At 51.1% G+C, this 26,357-nt stretch carries 29 protein-coding genes; 21 read left to right on the top strand and 8 right to left on the bottom strand.

Annotated features, from left to right (window positions below; genetic code table 11):
* Positions 1-106: 106 nt before the first annotated feature.
* From ychF to NMQ00_RS15655, 18 genes are all read left to right on the top strand, one after another.
* Positions 107-1,207 (top strand): redox-regulated ATPase YchF, encoded by a 1,101-nt coding sequence (gene ychF, locus NMQ00_RS15740; protein WP_214718806.1) that lies wholly within the window; start codon positions 107-109, stop codon positions 1,205-1,207.
* Between the two features lie 130 nt (positions 1,208-1,337).
* A complete protein-coding gene (gene rpsF, locus NMQ00_RS15735) occupies positions 1,338-1,625 on the top strand; it encodes a 30S ribosomal protein S6 (protein WP_021067861.1) in 288 nt (95 codons plus the stop codon).
* Between the two features lie 37 nt (positions 1,626-1,662).
* Complete coding sequence (ssb, locus tag NMQ00_RS15730) at positions 1,663-2,172, top strand: single-stranded DNA-binding protein (RefSeq protein ID WP_024371077.1); 510 nt, start codon at positions 1,663-1,665, stop codon at positions 2,170-2,172.
* A gap of 40 nt (positions 2,173-2,212) precedes the next feature.
* Positions 2,213-2,443, top strand: coding sequence for a 30S ribosomal protein S18 (gene rpsR / locus NMQ00_RS15725; RefSeq protein ID WP_015880232.1), 231 nt, complete (start codon positions 2,213-2,215; stop codon positions 2,441-2,443).
* A 151-nt stretch (positions 2,444-2,594) separates the two neighbouring features.
* Positions 2,595-4,586, top strand: a complete 1,992-nt coding sequence (locus tag NMQ00_RS15720; RefSeq protein ID WP_441294608.1) for a DHH family phosphoesterase — start codon at positions 2,595-2,597, stop codon at positions 4,584-4,586.
* Positions 4,583-5,026 carry a 50S ribosomal protein L9 gene (rplI, locus tag NMQ00_RS15715; protein ID WP_255177439.1) on the top strand — a complete coding sequence of 148 codons (444 nt, stop codon included), beginning with the start codon at positions 4,583-4,585 and terminating at the stop codon, positions 5,024-5,026. The genes NMQ00_RS15720 and rplI overlap by 4 nt, the downstream gene beginning before the upstream one ends.
* Positions 5,027-5,044: 18 nt before the next feature.
* Positions 5,045-6,397: a replicative DNA helicase gene (gene dnaB, locus NMQ00_RS15710; protein WP_021067865.1), complete on the top strand. Its 1,353-nt coding sequence runs from the start codon at positions 5,045-5,047 to the stop codon at positions 6,395-6,397.
* 237 nt (positions 6,398-6,634) lie between these two features.
* On the top strand, positions 6,635-7,924 hold the full coding sequence (locus NMQ00_RS15705) for an adenylosuccinate synthase (protein ID WP_021067866.1): 1,290 nt from the start codon (positions 6,635-6,637) through the stop codon (positions 7,922-7,924).
* Positions 7,925-8,044: 120 nt separating this feature from the next.
* Positions 8,045-8,755, top strand: coding sequence for a response regulator YycF (gene yycF / locus NMQ00_RS15700; RefSeq protein ID WP_034780323.1), 711 nt, complete (start codon positions 8,045-8,047; stop codon positions 8,753-8,755).
* Between the two features lie 3 nt (positions 8,756-8,758).
* Positions 8,759-10,600, top strand: a complete 1,842-nt coding sequence (walK, locus tag NMQ00_RS15695; RefSeq protein ID WP_214824072.1) for a cell wall metabolism sensor histidine kinase WalK — start codon at positions 8,759-8,761, stop codon at positions 10,598-10,600.
* Positions 10,600-11,985, top strand: a complete 1,386-nt coding sequence (yycH, locus tag NMQ00_RS15690) for a two-component system activity regulator YycH (RefSeq protein WP_255177438.1) — start codon at positions 10,600-10,602, stop codon at positions 11,983-11,985. Before walK ends, yycH begins: the two co-directional genes overlap by 1 nt.
* Positions 11,972-12,796, top strand: a complete 825-nt coding sequence (locus NMQ00_RS15685; RefSeq protein WP_255177437.1) for a two-component system regulatory protein YycI — start codon at positions 11,972-11,974, stop codon at positions 12,794-12,796. Before yycH ends, NMQ00_RS15685 begins: the two co-directional genes overlap by 14 nt.
* Before the next feature lie 13 nt (positions 12,797-12,809).
* Complete coding sequence (locus tag NMQ00_RS15680; RefSeq protein ID WP_255177436.1) at positions 12,810-13,601, top strand: MBL fold metallo-hydrolase; 792 nt, start codon at positions 12,810-12,812, stop codon at positions 13,599-13,601.
* Between the two features lie 51 nt (positions 13,602-13,652).
* Positions 13,653-14,921 (top strand): S1C family serine protease, encoded by a 1,269-nt coding sequence (locus tag NMQ00_RS15675; protein WP_255177435.1) that lies wholly within the window; start codon positions 13,653-13,655, stop codon positions 14,919-14,921.
* 37 nt (positions 14,922-14,958) lie between these two features.
* Complete coding sequence (locus tag NMQ00_RS15670) at positions 14,959-15,120, top strand: CxxH/CxxC protein (RefSeq protein WP_021067873.1); 162 nt, start codon at positions 14,959-14,961, stop codon at positions 15,118-15,120.
* Between the two features lie 83 nt (positions 15,121-15,203).
* Positions 15,204-15,683: a 23S rRNA (pseudouridine(1915)-N(3))-methyltransferase RlmH gene (gene rlmH, locus NMQ00_RS15665; protein WP_255177434.1), complete on the top strand. Its 480-nt coding sequence runs from the start codon at positions 15,204-15,206 to the stop codon at positions 15,681-15,683.
* 177 nt (positions 15,684-15,860) lie between these two features.
* Positions 15,861-16,718 carry a DMT family transporter gene (locus NMQ00_RS15660; RefSeq protein ID WP_255177433.1) on the top strand — a complete coding sequence of 286 codons (858 nt, stop codon included), beginning with the start codon at positions 15,861-15,863 and terminating at the stop codon, positions 16,716-16,718.
* A gap of 310 nt (positions 16,719-17,028) precedes the next feature.
* Complete coding sequence (locus NMQ00_RS15655) at positions 17,029-17,367, top strand: hypothetical protein (protein WP_255177432.1); 339 nt, start codon at positions 17,029-17,031, stop codon at positions 17,365-17,367.
* Between the two features lie 24 nt (positions 17,368-17,391).
* Here the strand turns inward: NMQ00_RS15655 and NMQ00_RS15650 are convergent, their stop codons facing one another.
* Positions 17,392-17,739: a hypothetical protein gene (locus tag NMQ00_RS15650; protein ID WP_255177431.1), complete on the bottom strand. Its 348-nt coding sequence runs from the start codon at positions 17,737-17,739 to the stop codon at positions 17,392-17,394.
* Positions 17,740-17,781: 42 nt separating this feature from the next.
* On the opposite strand from NMQ00_RS15650, the gene NMQ00_RS15645 reads away from it, so the two are divergent.
* Positions 17,782-18,567, top strand: a complete 786-nt coding sequence (locus NMQ00_RS15645; RefSeq protein ID WP_255177430.1) for a nucleotidyltransferase domain-containing protein — start codon at positions 17,782-17,784, stop codon at positions 18,565-18,567.
* Between the two features lie 185 nt (positions 18,568-18,752).
* On the opposite strand, the gene NMQ00_RS15640 is transcribed toward NMQ00_RS15645, so the two are convergent.
* Both NMQ00_RS15640 and NMQ00_RS15635 read right to left on the bottom strand, forming a co-directional pair.
* Entirely contained in the window at positions 18,753-19,016 is a 264-nt protein-coding gene (locus NMQ00_RS15640) for a hypothetical protein (protein WP_255177429.1), read from the bottom strand.
* Between the two features lies 1 nt (position 19,017).
* Entirely contained in the window at positions 19,018-19,536 is a 519-nt protein-coding gene (locus NMQ00_RS15635) for a hypothetical protein (RefSeq protein ID WP_255177428.1), read from the bottom strand.
* Between the two features lie 104 nt (positions 19,537-19,640).
* Here NMQ00_RS15635 and NMQ00_RS15630 point away from each other — a divergent pair, with 104 nt between their 5' ends.
* Positions 19,641-20,114: a peptide-methionine (S)-S-oxide reductase gene (locus NMQ00_RS15630; RefSeq protein ID WP_255177427.1), complete on the top strand. Its 474-nt coding sequence runs from the start codon at positions 19,641-19,643 to the stop codon at positions 20,112-20,114.
* Between the two features lie 29 nt (positions 20,115-20,143).
* Here the strand turns inward: NMQ00_RS15630 and NMQ00_RS15625 are convergent, their stop codons facing one another.
* Both NMQ00_RS15625 and NMQ00_RS15620 read right to left on the bottom strand, forming a co-directional pair.
* Positions 20,144-20,386 (bottom strand): hypothetical protein, encoded by a 243-nt coding sequence (locus NMQ00_RS15625; RefSeq protein ID WP_255177426.1) that lies wholly within the window; start codon positions 20,384-20,386, stop codon positions 20,144-20,146.
* Positions 20,387-20,405: 19 nt separating this feature from the next.
* Complete coding sequence (locus NMQ00_RS15620; protein WP_255177425.1) at positions 20,406-21,038, bottom strand: HNH endonuclease family protein; 633 nt, start codon at positions 21,036-21,038, stop codon at positions 20,406-20,408.
* Between the two features lie 255 nt (positions 21,039-21,293).
* Here NMQ00_RS15620 and NMQ00_RS15615 point away from each other — a divergent pair, with 255 nt between their 5' ends.
* Positions 21,294-22,487 carry a DUF4317 domain-containing protein gene (locus tag NMQ00_RS15615; RefSeq protein ID WP_255177424.1) on the top strand — a complete coding sequence of 398 codons (1,194 nt, stop codon included), beginning with the start codon at positions 21,294-21,296 and terminating at the stop codon, positions 22,485-22,487.
* 331 nt (positions 22,488-22,818) lie between these two features.
* Here NMQ00_RS15615 and NMQ00_RS15610 read toward each other — a convergent pair whose 3' ends face one another.
* The 3 genes from NMQ00_RS15610 to NMQ00_RS15600 form a co-directional block, all read right to left on the bottom strand.
* Positions 22,819-24,264 carry a DEAD/DEAH box helicase gene (locus NMQ00_RS15610; RefSeq protein WP_255177423.1) on the bottom strand — a complete coding sequence of 482 codons (1,446 nt, stop codon included), beginning with the start codon at positions 24,262-24,264 and terminating at the stop codon, positions 22,819-22,821.
* A gap of 99 nt (positions 24,265-24,363) precedes the next feature.
* Positions 24,364-25,503: an N-methyl-L-tryptophan oxidase gene (gene solA, locus NMQ00_RS15605; protein WP_255177422.1), complete on the bottom strand. Its 1,140-nt coding sequence runs from the start codon at positions 25,501-25,503 to the stop codon at positions 24,364-24,366.
* 77 nt (positions 25,504-25,580) lie between these two features.
* Positions 25,581-26,354, bottom strand: a complete 774-nt coding sequence (locus NMQ00_RS15600) for an aminoglycoside 6-adenylyltransferase (RefSeq protein WP_255177421.1) — start codon at positions 26,352-26,354, stop codon at positions 25,581-25,583.
* Positions 26,355-26,357 lie beyond the last annotated feature (3 nt).

Here is a 26,357-nt window from a genome sequence, read left to right as displayed (position 1 = left end):
GGACTAACTATAATTGTGAAGGATGTGACGGTGTGGTGTACTGAACGTACCCACTCCACAGACGGATCAACATTTCCCGGGAAAGCCGGATGAGGAGGAAATACAAGTGGGATTAACAGCAGGAATCGTCGGATTACCGAACGTCGGGAAATCGACATTATTTAACGCCATCACGCAAGCCGGTGTAGAGGCCGCCAACTATCCGTTCGCCACGATCGACCCGAACGTTGGGGTCGTCGAAGTACCGGATGCGCGTCTTGACCGGTTGACAGAACTTGTCAAACCGAAGAAGACCGTACCGACCGCATTTGAGTTTACAGACATCGCTGGAATCGTGAAAGGTGCTTCAAAAGGAGAAGGACTTGGAAACAAGTTCCTCGCCAACATCCGTGAAGTCGACGCGATTTGCCAAGTCGTCCGTTGCTTTGAAGACGACAACATCACGCACGTGGCAGGGAAAGTCTCACCGATCGATGACATCACGACGATCAACCTCGAATTGATTTTGGCCGACCTTGAGTTGGTCGAGAAGCGCATCACGCGCGTCCAAAAAATGGTCAAGTCGAAAGATAAGGGTGCACCTCAAGAACTCGAGGCGCTTGAAATCGTTCAAGCCGTCCTCGAATCAGAGCGCCCGGCTCGCGTTGCTGAATTGACAGATGATCAACTTGCCATCGTCAAACACTTCCAACTGCTCACGATGAAGCCGATGCTTTACGTCGCGAACGTCAGTGAAGACGAAGTGGCCGACGCCGATCAAAACCCATACGTCCAAGCAGTTCGTGAACACGCAGCGACAGAAGAGGCGAAAGTGATCGTCATCTGTGCCCGCATCGAAGAAGAAATCTCAGAACTCGAACCAGAAGAGCGTCTTGAGTTCTTGCAAGATCTCGGTATCGAAGAGTCAGGTCTCGATCAATTGATTCGTGCCGCTTACTCGACACTCGGTCTCGCGACATACTTCACGGCCGGCGAGAAAGAAGTACGCGCCTGGACGTTCAAGCAAGGCATGAAGGCCCCGCAATGTGCGGGCGTCATCCACTCGGACTTCGAGCGTGGATTCATTCGTGCCGAAGTCGTCTCGTATGAAGATTTGTCGGCTGCCGGCAACATGACGACGGTCAAAGAACAAGGGAAGCTTCGCTCAGAAGGAAAAGAGTACGTCTTCCAAGATGGCGACGTGGTCACGTTCCGTTTCAACGTTTAAGCCATTTTACGGAAACGTATTGTAAAATGAACAGAAGTTTGATAGTATATTATGACGTGAGTAAAACAATTGTTTGCTCCTTGCTCCTACAACCGGTAGGAGCCGTTAGTCCAAGAGGAGGTGAAAGATAATGCGTAAATACGAACTTCTTTACATTATCCGTCCATCAGTTGATGAGGAAGCGAAGAAAGCTTTAATCGAACGCTTCAACAACGTCATCACTGAAAACGGTGGTACTGTTGATAAAACAACAGACATGGGTAAACGTCGTCTCGCTTACGAAATCAACAAGATGCGCGAAGGACACTACGTTCTTCTCAACATCACTGCTGAGCCTAAAGCGATTCAAGAAACAGAGCGTCTCATGAAGATCTCTGATGACGTTGTCCGTCAAATGACAACTAAAGACGAGCGTTAATTCTTAACGCTTCATATTGCGAAAGGGGAGCTTTGAGATGATTAACCGAGTTGTGTTAGTTGGTCGATTGACACGCGATCCAGAAATGCGTTACACGCAGAGCGGGATTGCCGTAACTCGCTTCACTCTCGCTTGCGATCGTCCATTCACTGGACAAGATGGGAAGCGCGAGGCGGACTTTATTGATTGTGTCGTTTGGCGCAAACAAGCAGAGAACGTGGCACAATATTTGAAAAAAGGCAGCATGGCCGGCGTAGACGGTCGCCTTCAAATCAGTAGTTACGAAGGTCAAGATGGCCAACGTCGTTACCGGGCAGAAGTCGTAGCCGATAGCGTACGCTTCCTTGAACCACGCGGTGCTTCAACGCAACGTGATACAGCACCGGCTGGAGATGTCTTCGGTGGTGGTGAGTCAAGTGGATCAGGATGGGGCGCAGCCGCTTCTTCGACTTCATCTCAGTCCTCGAACTCAAACAAAGGTTTTGAAGCCGATCCGTTCTCGGGCGGCGGAAAAATCGACTTATCGGATGACGATCTTCCATTTTGATCGCGTCGATTTGAAACTAAACTAAAAAGGAGGTCTTCACATGGCACGTCGTCCAGGAGGTCGTCGTCGTCGTAAAGTATGTTTCTTTACGTCGAACAACATCACTCATATCGATTATAAAGACGTAGAATTGCTCAAACGCTTCGTTTCGGAGCGTGGTAAAATTCTTCCACGTCGTGTGACTGGTACTTCAGCGAAATACCAACGTCCACTTACTGTCGCTATCAAGCGCTCACGTCAAATGGCTTTGCTCCCATACGTTGCAGAGTAATTTTTGACACACGGCTTATCCCTCGGGATAGGTCGTTTTTTTGTTTTCTGAGCCGATGTAGGAGTGTAAGTGAAACGGACGGATATGGTATGATAGAGCAGAAACCATTTAGACATCATGGGTGGAATACCACTCATTTTAGGAGGCACACATGCACAGTGGTGAAGCAATAACATCAGTGAAGAACCAGTACGCGCGTCACGCCGTTCCATATGTGATTGGACTGCTCGTCGCGTTCGGTTTGGCGTTCTACAGCATTGTGGCGGCAATCACCCTGTTCGTGGGCACGCTGATTTTTTTCATCTATCAGCAAGTGACGATTCGACGAGAGCGTAAGGCGTGGGAACAATACGTCCATTCCTTGTCGCATCGAATTGAAGACGTCGGCAAAGAGGCACTCACCGGCATGCCGATCGGGATTCTCGTCTTCGACGAAGCGCGTCGCATCAGCTGGTTCAATGAACAGTCTCGACTCATCTTCGAGCTCGAGATGGAACTCGGGATTTCAATCGACTCGATTCACTCGGCGTTCACCGAGTTGATTGAGGAAGAAGAGGACGAAGCGACCATCGAAGTCGGGGACCGAGTATATCGGGTCCTCTACAATAAGGAGTATCAAACCCTTTACTTGTTCGATATGACGGATGAAGCAGAGATTGAACAAAAATACTCGGAAACGCAGACGGTAATCGGCGTCTTGTATTTAGACAACTATGATGAGATGTCGACCGCCGTCGATGAACAAGTGCGGAGTGAAATCAACCGACGCGTGACCGTCCTATTGAACCAGTGGGCTCAAAAATACCACATTTATATGCGCCGGACGGCAGCCGACCGTTTCTTCCTCGTCATGAACGAACGGACGCTCTCCGAACTCGAGAACAATCGCTTCTCGATTCTCGATGAGGTCCGCGAAGCGACGAAGGAACATAAAATTCCGCTCACACTCTCCATCGGCATCGGTTGCGGAGAGACGACGCTGACGGAACTGGGGAACTTGTCGCAATCGAGTCTCGATTTAGGGCTCGGACGTGGCGGCGACCAAGTCGTCGTCAAACGTCATAACGGGAAAGTTCGCTTTTTCGGCGGTAAGACGAACCCGACCGAGAAACGGACCCGGGTTCGAGCCCGGGTCATCTCGAACTCGATGCGCGATTTGATCCGCGAGTCGAGCCGAGTCCTCATCATGGGGCATAAAAATCCGGATATGGACTCACTCGGAGCCTCGATCGGCATCATGAAACTGGCCGAGTTTGTCGGGCGTGAGGCGTACGTCGTCATCCCGGCCGGCGAGACGAGCGTTGGGATTCAACGTCTCGTCAGTGAAGTCGAGAACGACGAAGAGCTATATAGCCGCTTCTTAACCGAGTTCGAGGCCCAGCCGCTCATCGACGAACAGACGCTTCTCGTCGTCGTCGACACGCACCGGCCATCCCTCGTCATTTCGCGGGACATCTTAGACCGCGCGGAGCGGGTCGTTGTCATCGACCACCATCGTCGCGGTGAAGAGTTCATCGAGGACCCGGTCCTCGTCTATATGGAGCCGTACGCGTCCTCGACGTGCGAACTTGTGACGGAGCTGATCGAGTATCAGGCCGGTACGCGCAAGCTGTCGATTTTAGAGGCGACGTCGCTCCTCGCAGGTATGGTGGTCGACACGAAAGGATTCACCTTGCGGACGGGGTCGCGGACGTTTGACGCCGCTTCTTTCCTTCGGATTCAAGGGGCGGACACCGTGCTCGTCCAGCACTTCATGCGCCAAGATCTCGATTCGTATATCGAACAGTCCCATATTCTCGAAAACACGGATATTTATTCCGATGGTATGGCAATTGCCGTCGCCTCGGACGATGAGGTACATCATCAAGTGTTGATCGCCCAATCTGCCGACCAGCTCCTCAACATGGAGGGCGTCAAAGCGTCGTTCGTCATCGCCATCTTGCCAGACGGCCGGACCGGCATCAGTGCCCGTTCGCTCGGCGATGTTAACGTTCAAGTCATCATGGAGATGCTGGACGGGGGCGGTCATTTGACGAACGCGGCGACGCAATTGAACGTGAGCCGGGAACAGGCGAAGACGTTATTACAAGAAGCGATTGATCATTATATGACAGATGAAACAGAGGGAGAGGATTCTGAATGAAAGTCATTTTAAAAGTAGATGTAAAAGGTCAAGGTAAAGCTGGTGACGTCAAGGACGTCGCGGAAGCTTATGCGAAGAACGTACTCTTCAAAAAGAACTTGGCGGTCGAAGCGACACCAGGTAACTTAAAGGCATTCGCCGCGAAAGAGCGACGTGCTGAAGAAGCGGCCGAAGAGGAATTGAAGCAAGCCCAGCAGTTGAAAGACAAGCTTGAAAAAGAGACGATCGTCGTCAAGACGAAGTCAGGTGAGGGCGGTCGCGTCTTCGGATCGGTCACGAGCAAACAAATCGGTGAAGCGTTGAAAGGGATGGGCTACAAGATCGACAAGCGTAAAATCGAGCTTGAGCACCCAATCAAAGCGCTTGGGTTCACGAAAGTGCCGGTGAAGTTGCATCATGACGTCACGGCTTCGTTAAACGTTCATGTTCAAGAAGCGTGAAGGTGAGGTAGACAACGTATGAGTGATGCGATTCAAGTCAACACCCCGCCACATAGCGTCGAAGCGGAACAAGCTGTCCTTGGGGCCGTCATTCTCGATTCCGATCGGCTGATCACGGCCTCGGAGCGGGTCGACCCGGACGACTTTTATCGTGTCAGCCATCAACGGATTTTTGAGGCGATGCTGAAGATTAACGACCGCGGCGAACTCGTCGATTTGGTCACGCTCAGTTCGGAGCTTCAAGCCCAAGGCATTCTCGATGAAATCGGTGGGTTGAACTATTTGGCGGAGATCGCCGAGGCAGTTCCGGCCATCGGCAACATCGGTTATTATTTGAACGTCGTCGATCAAAAGGCGGCGCTTCGCCGGTTGATTCGGACCGCGACGAACATCGTCTCGGACGGCTATGAACGCCAAGACGAGGTCGATGCCGTCCTGTCAGACGCCGAGCGGAACATTTTAAAAGTCTCGCAACGTAAAGGACAGTCAAGCTTCCATCCGATCGGCTCGGTCTTATCGGACGCCTACTCGACGATTGAAAAACTGCACCAATCGAGCGGCGAAATCACCGGCATCGCAACCGGGTTCAGCGATCTCGACAAGATGACGGCCGGTTTCCAACGCAACGACCTCATTATCGTCGCGGCCCGTCCTTCCGTCGGGAAGACGGCCTTCGCCTTGAACATCTCGCAAAACGTGGCCGTCCGTACCGGCGAGAACGTCGCCATCTTCAGTTTGGAGATGGGTGCCGAGCAGCTCGTCATGCGGATGCTCTGTGCGGAAGGCAACATCGACGCCCAGCGTCTACGGACGGGACGGCTCGAGGCCGAGGACTGGGGGCGGCTCTCGCTCGCCATGTCGTCGCTGTCACAAGCCGGTATCTATATCGATGATACACCGGGTCTTCGCGTCAACGAGATTCGGGCCAAGTGCCGCCGCTTGAAACAAGAGCACGGCCTCGGCATGATCATGATTGACTACTTGCAGCTCATCGTCGGGAACGGAAAGCCGGGCGAGAACCGGCAACAAGAAGTCTCGGAAATCTCGCGTACGCTCAAAGCGATCGCGCGTGAGCTTCAAGTACCGGTCATCGCCTTGTCGCAGCTCTCGCGTGGTGTTGAGAGCCGTCAAGACAAGCGGCCGATGATGTCGGATATCCGGGAATCCGGGGCGATCGAGCAAGATGCCGATATCGTCGCGTTCTTGTACCGGGATGACTATTACGACAAAGAGAGTGAAGACGCCAACACGATCGAGATCATCATCGCCAAGCAGCGTAACGGTCCGACGGGGACGGTCAAACTCTCGTTCCGAAAAGAATACAACAAATTCGTCAACATGGAGACGCAAGCCTTTGCGCCGCCGATGTAGGACGAATGGGGCCGCCAAAGGCGACGTCGCGAGACGTCGCCTTTTTTGGTCGGTCTTTAGACCTAAATGGATTTTGATTTTGAAGAATTCCATGATTGGACGAGAAATGACACCTCAATAACGAACGAAAGGTTACAACTTAAAAATATCGTTCGGTATTAGGTTGACTTTCAACAAGAGCAAGTGTACACTTACGGATGGTTTGAATAGAACGTTTATCTACAAGGAGGATTCATTATGTCATCAGTAGTCGTAGTGGGAACGCAGTGGGGCGATGAAGGTAAAGGGAAAATCACGGACTTCTTATCGAAGCAGGCCGAGGTCGTCGCGCGTTATCAAGGGGGAGACAACGCTGGTCATACGATCGTCTTCAACGATACGAAGTATAAACTTCACTTGATTCCATCGGGGATCTTCTACTCGGACAAAACATGTGTCATCGGGAACGGGATGGTCGTCAATCCGAAATCGCTCGTCACGGAGCTCGCGTATTTGCACGAGCGCGGTGTGAGCACGGATAACCTCCGCATCTCGAACCGGGCCCACGTCATCTTGCCGTATCACCAGTTGCAAGACAAGCTCGAAGAGGACGCGAAAGGCGACGCCAAAGTCGGGACGACACTCAAAGGGATCGGTCCTTGCTATATGGACAAGGCGGCGCGCATCGGGATTCGCATCGCCGACCTGCTCGACAAAGAAGTGTTCGCCGAGAAGCTCAAGACGGTCCTCGCGATTAAAAACCGCATGTTCGTGAAGATGTACGAAGTCGATGCGATCGAATTCGATGACATCTTCGAAGAATACTACGCGTACGGCCAACAGTTCGCCAAGTACGTGTGTGATACATCGGTCGTGTTGAACAACGCGCTCGACGAAGAACAGAAAGTGCTCTTCGAAGGCGCGCAAGGTGTGTTGCTAGACATCGACCACGGAACGTACCCGTTCGTCACATCATCGAACGCGGCCTCGGGCGGCGTATCGAGCGGTGCCGGCATCGGCCCGTCGAAGATTCATCACGTCGTCGGCGTCTGTAAGGCGTACACGTCACGCGTCGGAGACGGCCCGTTCCCGACTCAGCTTGACGATGAGATTGGTCACACGATCCGTGAAGTCGGAAAAGAGTACGGTACAACGACAGGACGCCCACGTCGCGTCGGTTGGTTCGACTCGGTCGTCGTCCGCCACTCACGCCGCGTCAGCGGCATCACAGACCTTTGCCTCAACTCGATTGACGTGTTGACAGGTCTTGAGACGCTCAAGATTTGTACGGCATACGAGTTCGAAGGCAAGCTTCTCGACGAGTACCCACCGAACTTCCGCGTGCTCGAGCAGTGCAAGCCGGTGTTCGAAGAGCTCCCAGGCTGGACAGAAGACATCACAGGCATCCGTAAGTTCGAAGACTTGCCGGTGAACGCGCAGAACTATGTCAAGCGCATCGAAGCGTTGACAGGCATCGAATTGTTGACGTTCTCGGTCGGACCGGCACGTGAGCAGACGGTCATCTTGCGTGATATTTACGAAGCATAAGACAGAGAGCCCTCGGGGCTCTCTTTTCATTTCCACGGAAATGGACCATGCTTTCTAACCTATAGAAAAAGAGTTACAATATAGACATGTACGTTTAACGATAAGAGGAGGACTCACTGAATGGATCGTACGATTTTAGTGGTAGATGACGAACAACCAATCGCAGATATATTGAAGTTTAAGCTTGAAAAAGAAGGATACCAAGTCCACGTCGCCTATGACGGGGAAGAAGCGCTCGTGAAAGTCGAAGAAGTCAAACCGGATTTGATTTTGCTCGACATCATGCTGCCGCTCAAAGACGGCATGGAAGTGTGCCGTGAAGTCCGGAAGAAGTACGACATGCCGATCATCATGTTGACGGCGAAAGACTCTGAGATCGATAAAGTGCTCGGACTCGAGCTCGGTGCCGACGATTACGTCACGAAGCCGTTCAGCTCACGCGAGCTCTTGGCCCGCGTCAAGGCGAACATGCGCCGTCACGCGACGGCCCCGGCCCCAGAGACGAAAGGTGCCAACGCCAATGACATCGTAATCGGTGACTTGACGATTCATCCGGATTCATACATGGTCACGAAACGGGAAGAGAAAATCGAACTGACACACCGTGAGTTTGAGCTCATCCATTATCTGGCCCAAAACATTGGGCAAGTCATGACGCGCGAGCATTTGCTCCAGACCGTATGGGGCTATGACTACTTCGGTGACGTCCGTACGGTCGATGTGACGGTCCGACGTTTGCGCGAGAAAGTCGAAGATAACCCATCGACGCCGACGTATATCATCACGCGCCGTGGTGTCGGTTACTATTTAAAAGCAGGAGAAGAAGACTAAACGATGAAACGGACGAACTTCTTTAAATCTATCCAGTGGAAGCTCGTCGTCATCTATGCGCTGCTCATTCTTGTTGCGATGCAAGTCATCGGGGTGTACTTCGTACGCTCCCTCGAACGACAATACATCAACAACTTCTCGCAGTCGCTCGTCGATCGCGCCAACCTTCTGAGCTATAACGTCAGTGAAGGGATCGCATCGAACGGCGGTGACTCGACTTCAGACCAGCAGTTGAACCAGGTACTGGATCAACTGCTGTCTGAATTTACGGAGAGCACGACGCTAGCTGACGACATTCGCGAAGTCCAGATTATCGACACGAACAGTGTCGTCCGGGCAACGTCGAATCCGAACAACCAGAGTCTCGTCGGACAACGGACGGCGAACTCGTTCATTCAAAAATCATTTGCGACGAGCGGGGCGCAAGAGACGCTCGTCTATGAAGACTCGAACGAACGCATGCGTGTCGTTGCCGTTCCGGTCAAATCTGAGGTCGATGGGACGACGACCGGCATGATCTACATCGAGGCGTCGATGCAGTCCATCTATAACCAGATGGAACAAGTGACGAGGATTCTCGCGACCGGGACGCTGATTGCTCTCATCATCACATCAATCCTTGGGGTGTTGCTGTCACGGACGATCACGCGACCGATTGCGGATATGCGTCGTCAAGCCGTCGAGATGCGAAAAGGGAATTTCTCGCGGAAAGTTAAAGTCTATTCCGACGATGAGGTCGGCCAACTTGCTTACGCGTTCAACGAATTGACCGATGAACTCATGGAGGCGAATGCGACGACGGAAGCAGAACGACGCCGCTTGACGAGTGTCCTCGAGAACATGTCGGACGGGGTCGTCGCGACGGACCGTTCGCTCCGGGTCATCTTGATGAACGACCAGGCCCGCGACATGATCGGGCTCGCCGAAGAAGAGGCGATGGGAGCGAACCTGCAGAACCTGCTCGAGTTTGACGACGAGATCGTCATCCCTGAAGACGGGACGATGCCGCCGAAACTGATTGACCTCAGTACGGACGAAGAGTTGTTCCTCGTCCGCGCCTACTTCTCGCCGATTCAGAAGCATAGCGGACCGATTACCGGCCTGATCGTCGTCTTGCACGACGTCACCGAGCAAGAACAAGTCGAGCAAGACCGCCGCGAGTTCGTCGCGAACGTCAGCCACGAGTTGCGGACACCGCTCACGACGATGCGGAGTTACCTCGAAGTACTCGCGGAAGGCGCGTATAAGGATGACGAGCTCGCCCCGCGTTTCCTCGAGACGACACAGAACGAGACGGAGCGGATGATCCGCCTCGTCAATGACTTATTGCAACTGTCGAAGATGGACAGCAAAGAGTATACGATGCAGAAAGTGAAGTTCGATTTTATCCAGTTCTTCAACGACATCATCGATCGGCATGAGATGACGAAAGGCGAGACGATCCAGTTCCGCCGCAAGCTCATGAAACGCCGGGTATACGTCCATGCCGATCAGGATAAGATGACACAGGTCATCGACAATATCATCACGAACGCGATCAAGTTCTCGCCGGAAGGCGGGACGATCACGTTCCGGACGATGCTCCGTGCTAAGCGACTCGTCATCGGCATTAAAGATGAAGGGGTCGGCATCCCGAAATCGAACTTGAAAAAAATCTTTGAACGGTTCTACCGGGTCGACAAGGCCCGGGCCCGCAATATCGGCGGGACCGGACTCGGCCTGTCGATCGCCAAAGAAGTCGTCTCGGCTCACGGCGGCGACATCTGGGCCGAGAGTGAATTTGGACGAGGGACGACGATTTACTTCACCATCCCGTTCGACACGATCGTGGAGGTGAATGACTGATGGAACGACCACGCTTCTTGGCGAAGCCAGAACTAGTGAAATCGCTCGTCTTGCTCACCTTGATCGTCACGTCCATCGTCCAAACGGTCATCCTGTGGGATTATCATCCGAAGTATCAGTCGGTTCAATCGGAGACGCAAGTCGCGACGGTGGATGAGTCGTTGCAACGCCAGGCGCGACAAGTCATCGTGCCGGCCCAGACGGTCGTCCATGAGAATAACGCCGTCTTCGCCACGAAGAACACGCCGAAACAGATTATGCGCGTTATCCGGGAATCGTTTGAAGCGAGCGAATTCAAACCGCTCGCCGTCAAGAACGTCCCGAGTTTGTATGCAGGTGTCGACCAGGCTGTCGAATTGATTTTACCGGAGCCATATTATGCGGACACGCTTAGCTACATGATCCCGGGTTCGTATAGCCTGTCCGGGAAAGTACCGCAGCGGGCCCTCATCTTTATGGAGAACGACACGTGGCGCATCCGTACGATCATGAGCGACCAGTCGCTCTGGGAAGGCCGCTTATCGAAAGTCGGCCAAGGTGACGTCAACAGCCTGTTCCTGAAAGATTCGGACCGATCGATGCGACGCGTCACGTATACGGATGAACGCGTCAACTATATCCCTGTCGTCGGACCCGAGATGAACGAGCTGTTCGCGTACGACGTATCTCAAATTCAAATCGCGGCACGCCTCGATTGGATGCGCGATACGTTCTTCCCAGGTGACCCGAACGTACAGGAAGTCGACCCGGCCAGCTCTGTCGGCGCCCTCACGAACGGGATTAGCGTCGCCGAATACGATGCGAACCTGAACGCGAGCCGCTATCGCAACTTATCACGCAATAGTTCGGAGCAGGAGTCGGTCATCGGACTCGACACGATCGTCGAGTTCGTCAACTTCCACGGGGGTTGGGTCGATGAGACGTCGGAGAGCCAAGGCTTGTCGCTCCGATTCGATGCGATCACGCCGGCCAATAAAGGCTTTGAGACGACCGTGTTCCGGTTTCACGTGAAGGGGTTCCCGGTGTTCAGTCAACGGGAAGCGTTCATCAACAACGACGCCGTCGACTTGTCGACGTTGCGTGTCGAGAACGACGGGACGCAAGTCCGGTCGATCACTCGGCACCACCTCGAAATCGATCGCTTGATCTCGGTCGGGACGACGCAGCTCGCGGATGGCCAAGATGTGATCGATACGCTCGTCAACGCCGGACGATTTGAAAATGTGACTGAGATTCGTCTCGGTTATGAGATCGAATACAATGAAGACACGAGCCGTTACGTGACGTTCTCCCCGAACTGGTTCGTTCGGGAAGCCGGGAGATGGATCCCATTCGATCAACCGGAGGACTGGACAGAAAGGATGATGTATCGTGGACTGGAGTAAAGCGAAAACAATTCTTCTCTTCGCCTTCCTCGCGCTGAACATCTACCTGTTGTTCCAGCTCTTGACAGAAACGTGGGCGACCGAGGTCGTGACGAACGACAATACGTCGATCGCGCAAATTTTGGACCAGCGGAACGTCGATGCGTCGAAGTTGCCGCGGATGGGCCGGGATATCGGATATTTGACGGGGTCGTCAGAACAGATGTCGGCCTCGATGATCACGAAGAACCGAGAAGCCCAACTGGCGACGACACTCGATAATATGCAACTCGAAGTCGAGCTCAAACAGCCGGTCCCGCTCGATCAAGACGATTTACGGACGACCGCGTCGACGTTCGTCTCCGAGTACGTCCCGTTCGGTTCCGAGTACGCGTACTGGCGCTATGACGCCGAGACGCGTCAAGTCGCTTTCGTACAGACGTATGAGAACAATAAGATCTTCTCGAACCCCGAAATCGATGGGGAGACCGAGCAATACATCGGTCCGTCGCTCCTGTTGCTTCAATTGAACGAAGCGCTTGAAGTGACCGACTATAAACAACGTCATTTGACGAACTTGTCCTCGAAGTCGCAAGACGATCTCGTCTTGACAGCGAGCGAGGCGATCTCGCAACTCGCGGCCCGGAAGTACTTCCAGCCGAACCAAGAGATGCGGGCCATTAACACGGGCTTCTATAGCCTGCCGCTCGACAGTTCCGGCAGCTTGATTATCATGCCGCCGCTCTGGTCGATCACAATCGACGCGGACGTGTACTTCGTCAATGCGATCGATGGGACCGTCGAACGGGTCGAATTTGATTCAGAAGAATGAAAGGAGTGATCGAGTGACTTTACGCTATAGTGTGCTTGCGAGCGGTTCGACCGGGAACGCCCTCTACATTGAGACGGAACGGGCGAAATTGCTCGTCGACGCCGGATTGACCGGAAAGGCGATGCAACAACGCATCACCGAAATCGGCCGATCGTTTGACGGTATCGATGCACTGCTCGTCACGCATGAGCACTCCGACCATATTAAAGGTGTCGGGATTCTCGCTCGAAAATATAATTTACCGATTTATGCGAACGCGAAGACGTGGGACGCAATGGAATCCTTGATCGGGAAGATCGACCCGGCCTTGAAGTTTCACTTCGAAGTGGGCGAGATCAAACAGTTCGGGGATATCGAAATCGAGTCGTTCAACGTCAGCCATGACGCGGCCGACCCGATGTTTTACCAGTTCGCCCATGACGGCAGACGCTTGGCCCACATCACCGACACGGGCTATGTGTCCGACCGGATGAAAGGTGTCATCCGCGGGGCCGATGACTTTATTTTCGAATCGAATCATGACGTCTCGATGCTCCAAATGGGTCGTTATCCGTGGAGCGTCAAGCGTCGGATTCTCGGGGACTACGGTCACGTCTCGAACGAAGACGCGGCCATCGCGATGAGCGAGGTCATCGGGGACCAGACGAAACGGATTTATTTGGCTCACCTCAGTAAAGATAACAACATGAAAGAACTCGCTCAAATGAGCGTCTCGCAAACACTCGGGATGCGCGATGTCGACCTCGGTCGCATCAAATTGTGCGACACCGACCCATCGACCCCTACTTCGCTCGTTTCTTTATAAGCGAACTTGGGAAAAGACAGATAACACACTGTCTTGAAGGGGGGACGCGTCGTGAATGAAGAGAGACACCATGAGTATGAACCTCAAGACGTCGAACCTTTAGAGCACGAAGCAGATACAATGAACGATGTAAAACCGATGTACCCATCTCGCAGCGAGTGGCGCCCGAAACAAGAAGAACACGTGCGCCATAAGCCGCGAATGAATTTAAAACCGTTGTTACTCGGAGGGGTTGGCGGATTCTTAGGAGCGGCTTTGTTCTTTTTGGCGATGATGCTCTGGGATTCCCCAACCTCTCGTTTTGTGACGAATGAACTCATTCGAACCGAGCAAGCCGTCACCATCACGGAATCTGACATCACGAGCGCTGTGACGGGGGCTAAGACGTCCGTCGTCAGCATCACGAACATCCAGCGGGCGTTCACCTCGGACTCGCAGTGGGAGGCTGGAGCGGGCTCTGGTGTCATTTACAAGGTCGACGGTGACACGGCGTATATCGTCACGAACTTCCACGTCATCGAGGAAGCGGATGAGATCAACATCGCGTTTGCCGACGGACAAGTCGCTTCGGCGACGATTCTCGGCGAAGATCCACTCAACGATTTGGCCGTCGCATCGGTCGAACTGCCGGCCAATATCGACGTCGCCCCGATTGCACTCGGGGACTCGACCGTGCTCCAGGCGGGTGAGACAGTCATGGCGATCGGGAATCCGCTCGGCGTCTTTTCAAACTCGGTCACCCGTGGTATCGTCAGTGGTGTCGAACGCACCGTACCGGTCGATACGAACAGTGACGGCCTCATGGATTATAACGCCGAGGTCATCCAGACCGACGCTGCCATCAATCCAGGGAACTCCGGCGGGGCACTCATCAATATCCGCGGCGAGCTCGTCGGCATCAACTCGATGAAAATCGCCGAGGCGAGCGTCGAAGGGGTCGGCTTCTCGATTCCCGTCAACGTCGCGTTGCCGGTCATCGATATGCTCGAGCGTGATGGGAAAGTGACACGGGCCCAGCTCGGCGTCACGATTCAAGAAGTCATCGCCGTACCGGGTAACGTCCGGGAAGAGTATGGAATTGGTTTTGACAACGAGGACGGGGTGTTCGTCGAGGCGATCACGCCCGGAAGTCCAGCCGAAGAGGCAGGCCTTCGTGTCGGTGACGTCATCGTCAAAATCGGTGACCGCGACATCAAACGTTACGTCGATTTACGAGACGCGCTGTATCGAGACGCCACGGTTGGGGATAACGTCACGATCGAATATACGCGGCGCGGCAAGGCAGGCAAGACCGAGGCGACATTAACTGAAGCAACGTAAAGGAGCGGCGACGCTTCTTTTTTAAGGAGGAAGACCTGTGGAAAAAAAAGTATGCAAGGAACATGTTGAAATCGCTTTAGATATCATTGTCGATGAGACGGGGGAATACCCGTTGCTTGAAGAACTATCCACAAGTGGACAAGTGACATGTGAGTTCTGCGATGCCGACGCAACATATGTTGTGTCAAGCAAAAAATGATTATCAACATGTGGATTTGTGGATAACTCTGTGGATAACCCTATGGATAACTCCAAAAAAACTGTGGAAAAAGGAAGAATTGGATGAATATTTCAATTATCACGGTCGGCAAACTAAAAGAGAAGTATTTGAAACTAGGGATTGCCGAGTACACAAAACGCTTGTCGGCCTATGCGAAAGTGCAGGAAATCGAGGTTGCGGACGAGAAAGCACCCGAGCATTTGAGTGAGGCGGACATGATTTTAGTAAAACAAAAAGAAGGCGAGCGGATTTTGGCGAAAATCAGTCCGGACACGCATATGATCGCTCTGGCCATCAACGCCAAACAGCGGACGAGCGAAGAATTCGCCCGTGAGCTCGACAACTTGGCAACGTACGGCAAGAGCAAAATCGCATTCGTCATCGGTGGCTCGCTCGGATTGTCGGATGATGTCATGAAACGCTCGGATGATACGATCTCATTCTCGAAGATGACGTTCCCGCATCAGTTGATGAAGCTCGTTTTGTGTGAGCAGATTTATCGGGCGTATCGGATCAACCGGAATGAACCGTACCATAAGTAAGCATAAGAGATCACAACAGACCATCTAGCACGCTGCGTAGTAACCAGCCTAGATGGTCTGTTGTGATTTATTTCAAAGTTTACGCGTAAGACAAATCGCACTATTCATAAAACCAAGTTATAACTCTTCTAGTGAGAGGTATAGTTACCTTCACAAGGTAATGTGGGGGTGTAAATCGTGCGTCATCTGAGTATAGGATTAGTCTTTTTATCCGCAATCTTATGGGGTCTCTCTGGTGGGCTCGGTAGCTTTTTAATGAGTAAAGGTTGGGACCCTTTGGTCGTTTCTTTTTACCGAGGAACTGTAGGGTTAATATGTCTTCTAATCTGGTTTGTATTTCGACCAGTCCGGTTAAACAAGCGTTTAAGCCTTTGGGCCATCGTAGCAGGCATCGGGATAGTAGGAAATTTTGTTTTTTACTTTGTTAGCATCTCAGAATCAAGCGTCGCGGTAGCAGCGGCCTTGATGTATACGGCACCTATCTTTGTTCTCCTTATCTCGTTTATATTTCGGTTGGAGAAACCTTCTCTCTTCAAATTCATAACAATCGTTTTCGTGATGGTGGGTGTCGTTTTGCTGACAGAAGTTTACAATGTGGGGTCCGATCAAATTTCAGTGATTGGAATTCTATCAGGCTTAGGCGCCGGGCTATCATATGCTTTGTTTATTTTTGGTTTCAAATATGCTTCAAAGCATGGAGAACCACAAGGGATTTTGGTCATCGCTTTTCTGACATTTACGCTAATTATGTTGATTTTTACAGACTTGAATGAAGCAGTATCCGTCATTTACTCACCAGACTTGTTCTGGATGGTTCTATTAGGGATCTTTGGCGCGGGGGTATCCTTCTTTTTATATGTAGTAGGTTTGAAAAAAACGTCACCTACTTCGGCTTCTGTTGTTGCCATGGTCGAACCAGTCACGGCGTCCGCTTTTGGATTTTTTATCCTCAGTGAAACACTCAACGCTGTTCAACTATGTGGAATGGCAATCATATTGCTAACAGTGACCGTCTTAAGCGTGAAGAAAGGCTGAGCGTAGCAGTCACTGGGGCTATTTACAAGAGAGACGTGCGTCCTAAAACAGGCTTTGTCTTTAAAGCTTATTCTCTATAAAAGTTAAAAAACCTAATTAAAATGTACTATAGAGGACCGTGTCATAAGTAATTACACATATATTCTCTTAAGCGTCAAAGGTAAATCATTGTCTTTGACGCTTTTTTTACAGGTGAATGTTTTAGACAACTGAATACTAATCATATTAAAAAGATTTTATGGCTTTGAAGATCAAATACCCACTTTAATTAAAAGTGACAGGGGTTGAATGTCTGAAAGGAGTCTTCACTTTGAAGAAAACAGTTTTGATCAATGCATCTTTTTTGGTAGAAGTAGAGGAGACTGAAGTACATAAGGATTTTGGGATGATTGATCAAATTACGAATGAGCTGTTTCATGACCAAAAAATCAGAATAGGTACGAATGAAGTGAATGTGGAATGGGAAAGTTGCTCCACGGTTATCTTGGATCCAGTTTCAATGAACTGTGGACAATGTGCGACTTGTAGGCGCTGGACAACGGACAGAGAAAAAAGTAATCCATTGTTACAGTTGTGTAATGGAGCAACTTTTGAAGGGAAACTGCTGTGTGATGAATGCTTACCAGAAGATCACAGGTGGTCTTTTTAACAACATCGTTAGATCATTGAATGTTTATTGTTCCTCAAAAATATGAATATTTTTCAGTTGTTCAATCAAGTGTTTTTTCGTTACCGCACCATCGTATTGGAATTGCTTTGGGTAATATTCAGTCTGAAAAATTGGAGCTCCACTTTCAATCCAAGCCTTTCGATAATTAGTGTGTGTCTCTTCACGTTGCATAAACAAACCCTCTTCAATTTCGATGTCATCATCGTCTCCGAATTGAAATTGGCAACATAGACAAATCTCAAATGAAGGATCATTAAATTTGTTGTAAGCAGGTTCATCTAATCCATCAAATCCACAGACAGGGCAGACATAGGTCATTGACTCATCTCCATTTCCGCTATAATCATACATAAATAAACAACTAACGTCTAAATTACAAAAGAGATCTCTTTAATGCATACAATAATCCAGCAAAAACTAATAGAAATTGAAGCGAAGTACGGTGTAAAAATTCTATATGCGGTTGAGTCTGGCAGCCGAGCCTGGGGATTCCCTTCAAAAGACAGCGATTATGATGTTCGATTTATCTACATTCATCTGCCTGAGTGGTATTTAGCCATCGATCCTCAAGGCATTGGACAAAAGCGTGATGTAATTGAAGAGCCGATTAACGATTTATTAGACATCAGTGGTTGGGAAATCACGAAAGCATTGCGTTTATTTAGAAAGAACAATCCCCCTCTCTTGGAATGGCTCAGAAGTGAGATTGTCTACTATCAACAGTACACGCTTATAGATAATATGCGAGCGCTAGAATCAGATGTATTTTATCCGAACTCGATGTTACATCATTACTTAAATATGGCAAAAAACAACTATCGTGAATATTTGCAAGGACGGGTAGTTCGTATCAAAAAATATTTTTACGTGCTTCGTCCGATTTTGGCTTGCCAGTGGATTGAAAAATATAATACGGCACCACCGATTAGTTTTCATGTCCTTTTAGAGGATTCATTAAAAGATGGTGAATTAAAGCATTCGATTGATCGATTATTAGAGCGAAAGTTGGCCGGAGATGAGTTTGATTTAGAACCTCGGATTACCGTCATTAACGAATTTGTAGAACGAGAAATTCAACGTTTTGAAGCATATGTGGAATCGCTGGACGTTCAAGTAAATGATCCAACGGCACAACTGAATGATTTATTTCGATATACGTTGCAAGAGGTTTGGGGATGAACAATCAAGTCGGCTAGAACGACACGTATATATTAAAGCGTGTCCGGGTAGAACCGAACCCTGTGATTTAAGTCATGCGATGGAGTGTAGAGTTGTCTGATCTGCTGAATGATATTCAACCGACATCCCTCCTGAATTGAATTCTACAACAAATGTAATAGAATACTTTCGGATTCCGTTCATGTTTAACGCGTTTGGCGAATTCGTTGAACTGTGAACATCCCGAGCGCCAGAACGATTGCTAGGCCAATCCATGTGAAGACGTAGATGAACGGTGTGCCGGTCGTCCCGATTATGGTTTCATCTTGCAATACGACGACATTATCCGCCTCGGCGATGATGTCGGGTTCGTAATTGAGCGTGCGGATGAAGCCGATTCCGAACGTAGCGACGAGATACAAGAGGTGAAGCGCGGTCGAGATGAGCATCGCGCGTGTCGTGATTTTCAAGTCAATCTTCCTTTCCGTCTTTCGCATGCTGGCTTTGCGAAAGTTTTTGTTCCATTTGCGTATGCAATTTGGTTACGAGGCCATCTGGATGCGGAGAAATCGCGAGTTGAACATGGACCGGGAACAGCGTCCATAAGTCGGTCGGATAAGATGAACCGTCTCCAGGTAAGCGATGGCCTTGAATGGTAAATGATTCGTCATCGCTATCAATGTATAATACAAGGGGGGCTGACATGCCCGATCCCTGCTCGAAGCGGTCACCTTCTTGCACATACTCTTGAATGAGCGCCCAAACATAGACCTCGCTCTTCGTTGTATTCGTGTCTAGGATTTTGTACGTGGTCCATACACCGCCGCCGAAGTTTGGTTCCATCACTTCGGTCGTCAAATAGCGTTCGATTTCATTGTGATCAACGGAAACGGACTGGCTCATTGAGACGAATGATTCTCCCGTCGCGACATAGTACATACTCGCGACGAACGTGATGGTCCAAAGTGTGGTCAACATGAGTTTTTTCAAAGTAGGTCCTCCGTATCTGATCACCAATCAATGATTTATTTTATCGTAGCGTATTTATGCATAATTGTGGGATTTAGTTACTAAAATTTAAAAGGGGAGATTATATGCAAACTGTATATCTAGCGGGAGGTTGTCTCTGGGGCGTGCAGGCGTTCATCAAGACGTTACCGGGCGTCGTCGAGACAGAAGCGGGGCGAGCGAATGGGACGACGGATTCGCTCGATGGAAAATATGATGGCTACGTGGAATGCGTCAAAACGACGTTTGACCCAAACATCGTCACGATGGATGAACTGATGGATTACTTGTTTGAAATCATCGACCCATACAGCGTCAACCGTCAAGGCGAGGACGTCGGGGAGAAATATCGGACCGGCGTCTATAGCGAGGATCTTCACCATGTGGATGCGGCCCGTGCGTTTATCCACAGACGGAACGATGTCGACCGGATCGCACTCGAAGTGTTGCCGCTCACGAACTACATCCGAAGCGCGGACGAGCATCAAGACCGGCTCGCGCGATGCCCGGATGATTACTGCCATATCCCGAAGACACTATTAGACAAGTACAAACAATGAGCCGACACGATGCCGTGTCGGCTCATTTGTTATGCCCGCTCGAGGACGTTTACGAGCAAGCGATGTACGACCTCGTGGTCACGCACGTCATGTAGTTTGTAGTCTTTCCCCGGTAACGTATACCACTCGGCCGCCCCGACATACGTGATGGCGAGCTCGAGCGTGCCGTCTTCCTGGCACGTCGTCCGTAATTCAAGTTCTCCACTGATGACGCCGACTTCCTCGGTCATGACGCCGTGGGAGGCTTTAAATACTGAAGATTGCTGGTTCATAGCGAACTCCTTTCAAAACTTAATAGCTGCAGGCGTTGATCGCCGTTTGAAGGGCCGTCTTTTCTGTTGACTGAAGGCTGAGTCCCCAACGGCTCTTCGTTTCGACCCACATCTTCGCATAGGCACAACGCGCACCGGTGCGTGGAGGTTGCCATGTCGAAGGATCTTGGTCCCCTTTTGAACGGTTCGAGCTGGCCGAGACGGCGATGAGCTGAGGCCCATTCAAATCGTTGGCGAAGCTTTGACGTTTCGTCGTCGTCCAGCTGCTCGCGCCTGAACGCCACGCTTCAGCCAATGGCACCACGTGATCGATATCGATGTCAGACGGCGACGTGAACGTGATGCCATCATAGTAACTGTACCACTTACCAGTCGTGACCGGACACTCGTCGACGACCGAGTCGGCGTCCCGTTTCAAGACGACGTGACGCGTGTTACACCCGTTTCCTTGACTGCTCCAATGCGGAAACAAGTCACGGCTGTAGCCGGTCATCGCGCCTTCGGTTTGAACGGTCAATGCGTTCAATTTCGAGAGCGCATCTGCTTTGGATGGAATGTTCGGCGGGAGTGCCGAGGCGGTCGACGTCGTGAAGTGGAGCGACGTGGCGACCAAGACGATGGCGAATAACGAACTGATGCATTTTTTAAGCATGTTTGTGCCTCCTATTATGTATGACGACTGAACGACGCGCCTCGTAAACGTACGATGCACATCGAATATACATGGCAAGGAAGTGAGAAATACGCAAATTTACCAAAAATGAATCCAACGATTATAAAACTTGAGGTCAGGGACATGATACATGACATCAGACGTCCCGGCTTTAGCACTACTGACATACGCGCAAGCACCAACTATTGGTATAATGAAGGCGGTTTGTAGTAAAGGACGAAGGAGTTGGGATGAATGAATCAAAAAGACATCGCGGCGATTCGCAAGCATTTCAAGTTGAATGCGGACGCGGTAAAAATCGCTGATATTTATAATATTTATATTCGCCAAGACAGCAACGAGATTTTCCACGAGGAACTGCGCTCGTTCCCGTTTGTCGAGCAGGAGCACCAAGAGCTGTTCCTCGCCAACTTCAAGAAAGTGCTCGGCGGCAAAATTGACGAGAAGTTGTTCGAAGTGAAGTTTCAGCATCCAGAAGCAGGTCAGACCGACCATACGCAAACGTTGTTGTATGAGGCTCTCCGGAGCGACGACATCGAAGAATGGGCCGGTATGATGCAGCGGGTCGCACTCAAGATGGTGCAGGACGCGCCGTTCGAGAAGGACATGGTCATCACGTTCATCCGCTTCAAATACAATAAGCCGACACGCCGTCACTCGGAGGAGACGGAAATCGATATGCGTGACGAGGTATGGACGTCGCGGTTCATCCTCGGCAGCATCAACCAGACCGAGCTCCCAAAACAATCGCTCGTGTTCGACTATATCGAGCGAGAGTTCAAATCGAACATCTTTATCAACCCGGTCATCAAGCTCGACGCCCCGGTCGGCGGTTTCTTGTTCCCGTGTTTCACGGACAATGCGGCCGACGTCAACCATATCTTGTATGCCGCGCAAAAGGCGCATCAACCGGACTTTGGCTTTATCGAGAACGTCTTGAACGGGACCGAGATTGTGACGGCGGTCGAGGAGAAGGCGATGTTCGAGGAGGTCGTCAAGACCGTCATCGGTGAAGAAGTGAACGTCGGGACGCTCGCTACCGTTTACGATGAAATCAACCAGATGATCCTCGCCGAAGCGGAGCGTGAGGACGAGGAAGAGAGCGTGCCGATGATTGACGCCCGCACCGTCGAGATCGTCTTGAAAGCGAGCGGGGTCGAGGACGTGACGACGGAGAAGGTCGAGCAGGCGTTCCAACAAGTCGTCGACGACCGCCAATATGAGATGAAGGCGAGTAGCGTCGTCCCAAAATACACGTCGAAGTCGATTAAAATCAATACGAAAGTCGCCAATATCTCGATCAGCCCGCAAGACTTGAAGTACGTGAGACAAGTGAACGTGAAAGGGAAACGTTGCCTGTTGATTGAACTAGAAGAAGACACGGAAATCGAAGGATTCAAGTTGATCTCGGAAGAGCTGCTCGACTGACGCTAAGCGGACGGAGGCGAGCGGGTTCACCCGTTAGAAATCGTTGAGCGGATGACCGCCCTTGCTGTCCTCCTGTCGAGACATCGTTCGACTCGAGAGGACAAGGTTGATTTTCTTCATTTGGAAGACTGAGGTTCAGACAATCGTCTGAGCCTTTTTTTGTCAATCACGTGAGGATAGTTGAATTTCGGAACGGTTATCGGTATGATGCTCTTGAAAGCGTTATCTCGATAAGTCTTATTTTTTTAAAGTTTATCGAAAGCGCTTTCGATAATGTTGGTTAAACACAAAAAAGGCCCGGAGAGATCTTCCTCTCCGAAACCTGGATTGTTTATTTATGAGCTTTGCTAACTTTTAGTTTTTTACCTTTAATCGGTGTCGATTCCATCGCCTGAAGGACGAGTGAGCCTTTGCCGTTCAAAATGTCGACGTACGTCATCTGGTCGTTGATCGTGATGATGCCGATATCGTCAGCCGACACGCCAGGAATTTTGGCGATTGTACCGACGAAGTCGACGGCGCGGAGTTTTTTCTTCTTCCCGCCGCTGAAGTGTAGCTTCATGATGTCTTGGTTGATCCGGGCCGTCTTGTTGTTGCGAACGACACGTCGACCGCTCAACTTCTCTTCGAATGCGGCTTGGTTGCGCGCGACTTCTCTTTCAGTCGGTGCATCCATCTCCGGGATATCGAACTTGATGAACGCTTCGATGGCGCGAACGAACTTGCCTTCATGCGGTGTCGCGAGCGTGATCGCTTTTCCGGCGTTGCCGGCACGGCCTGTGCGTCCGGTCCGGTGCACGTAGCTCTCTTTTTCCATCGGCACGTCATAGTTGATGACGAGGTTGACGTTATCGACGTCGATTCCACGTGCTGCGACGTCGGTCGCGACGAGATAACGGAAGTTGCCCATCTTGAACCCTTCCATGACGGCGAAACGGTCTTCTTGCTCAAGGCCACCGTGGAGGCGTTCGCACGAGTAACCGGCCTGATCGAGCTCGGTGTAAACCGTGTCGACATGTTCTTTCGTCCGACAGAAGATGAGGCAGCTGTCCGGATTCTCGACGACGGTCACATCTTTCAGCACAGCGAGCTTGTCTTCTCGGCGCACTTCAATCAAGCCGTGTTCGATCGTCGAAGCGGTGACACCGCTCGATTCGATGGCGACACGGATTGGTTCGTTCATGTGCTTCTGACACAGGCGCTCGATATCGTTCGGGAACGTCGCCGAGAACACCATCGTCACACGGTCGCGTGGCAATTCTTGGAGGATCGCCTCGACGTCAGCGAGGAAGCCACGGTTCAACATCTCGTCGGCCTCATCGATAATCAAGTAATCGATTTTATCGAGAACGAGTGTCTCACGTTCGATGTGGTCCATGACGCGTCCCGGTGTCCCGACGACGATGTGCGTCTTCTGCTTCAATTCTTCACGTTGTTTCGAGAACGGTTCTTTCCCGTAGACGGCGGTCGCCTTGATGCGTTTGAAACGACCGATGTTCGTCATATCCTCACGGACTTGGACGGCGAGTTCGCGCGTCGGTGTGAGAATCAAGACTTGCGGCTTGTTCTCTTCCCATTCGATGAGTTCCGTGACAGGGATGCCGAACGCTGCGGTCTTCCCGCTGCCGGTTTGGGCTTTGACGACCAAGTCTTGACGCTCGAGTGCGAGCGGGATGACTTTCTGTTGGACTTCGGTCGGTGATTCGTATTTCATGATGCCTAGTGCGCGTTGGATATCTTCGCTTAGGCGATAGTCTGAAAAGCTTGGTTGATTCATAGGTTTACCTCATTTTCGTGTAAGAAACTTCTATTCGAGAAATTTTCATTAGCAATTTGGATTACGCTTCATTATACACGAAACGAAGCGGTTCGTCGTTCATGCACGAAAACGAGCGAGACGGAAGCGACTCAAATCGAACGATGTTTGCCCGTCTAGCGTGAGCTGACTCAGCACTTCGCCCATGACACTGCCGAACTTGAAGCCGTGACCTGAGAAACCGCAGGCGATGAGTACGTTGTGATGTTCGGGATGAACATCGACGATGAAATCATGATCGTCCGACATCGTATACAGGCATGTCTTGCCTTGATTCAAGGCACCGTTCGCCTCTGGAATATACGTCGCGAGGAAGTGGCGCAAATCGCCTTCGTCGGCTTCATAGCGACCGAAGTCTTGCGTATGTAGGTTCGGATCGATGGCCTGACCGCCGTCGGTCCGTCCGACTTTTAGTCCGGCCCCGTCAAGACTTGGGAATCCATAGAACATCCGGTCATTGTCCTCGACGAAGAACGACGGGAACGACGCATCCGAATAAAGCGTCTCGTCAGCCTCGAACCAACCGACGACTTTCCGGGTCGGTGTGAGCGGGAGCGACAGGTCGGGGAGCAGTTGTTTCGCCCAGGCCCCGACTGTGACGATCACTTTCTTGGCGTATAACGTCGCCTCGGACGTGACGATGGTGACCCCGTCCTCATGGAATTCGAGTGACTCGACCGGCGTGTTCATGACGAGCTCGGCACCGTTTGCGACGGCCCGTTCGCGATACGCTCGAATCGCGTTCTCGCTGTAGAGCAGTCCCGACTCGGTCTCATAGCAACCGATATAGTCGTCTGGAATCGAGAGTCCGGGCCAACGTGTCTCGATGTCTCCTTTCGACAAACGCTGGAGCGGCAAGTCATACTTTTCGGCCGAGGCAATCGTCTCACCGAGAAACGCCGAATCGCGTGGCCCGATACCGAGGACACCCGTTTTCTTGAAAATAGGATACTGCGACGTACGGTCGAGATCTTCCCATAATTTTTGGGCCCGTTTGACGAGTGAGACATACGCACGACCTTCCCCGTAGGCATGTCGGATCATCCGGGTGTCCCCGTGATGACTGCCTTTGTTGTGAGGCGGGTCGAACGCATCGATAACGAGCGTATGGGCACCGCGTTCCGTTAAAAACGAGGCGGCTGACATGCCCATCGTGCCGGCGCCGATGACGGCGACATCATATCGTACTGGTTGTGACATATGGACATCAATCCTTTCTACTGAAGCATTAGTAGAATGGTATGGAAAAGCTGGATAATTGTCAATTTTTGAAAGTTTTATCGCTCTTGAAGCAAACGCTCCATATACGGTTTAAGTTTGAACTGCGGATGGTCTTCCAAACAAGTTGCAAACAATGTGTGAAGTGATTGTTTGGCGCGTCGGATTGACACCAGGTCGACGGAGCCCGGATATGTCTGTAAATAGTCCTCGATGAACGAATGATTCAACGTATGATACGCCTTGAATTGATGGACCTTTCGTCCTTCTTTCAGCGCCTGAGCCGTCAACGTCAACTCGCGCAACGTCTCGAGCATTTTCAAGGCATAAATGGGATTGTTTCGCTTCAACTCTTTCTCAAGCGCCAGCGAGGCATAGATGAACTCGAAAGGAACGTCACCTGTCTCATACCGGATTGGACTCGAGATGAACCGTTCATGTTCGCTTTCCATGCGTTGGAGGAGTTGTCCGTCCCGGTCGACGACCACATTCCAAAGCGGGGAACGGACCGGTAGGATTTCCAGCGGGGCGATGGAGACGTTAAATTCCAATTGATTCTCGAGCAGGACGATCAATAAAAAGATATCCGGTCCGAACCGCTTCTCTTTGATGAAAACCGGGGATAACTGGAGAAAGTAGCCGGCTAGATGCTGCTTGATGGATTGGGGGTCAACGCCAGTACGGGCAGCGACCATTAAATCGATATCAGAGTATTGGTCCTGATAGCCTGCGGCACCGGAGCCGAGCTGAACGACACCTTGAACACCTGTGTTGGTTTGTAGATGGTGAAGCACGTGTTGGAAGTGTGTATCTCTTTCGACTGTACTGTACATAAC

The sequence above is a fragment of the Exiguobacterium aurantiacum genome (assembly GCF_024362205.1).
Taxonomy (GTDB): domain Bacteria; phylum Bacillota; class Bacilli; order Exiguobacteriales; family Exiguobacteriaceae; genus Exiguobacterium; species Exiguobacterium aurantiacum_B.
Note: the sequence above shows the minus strand (reverse complement) of the source record. Positions and strands in the feature narration are given on the sequence as shown.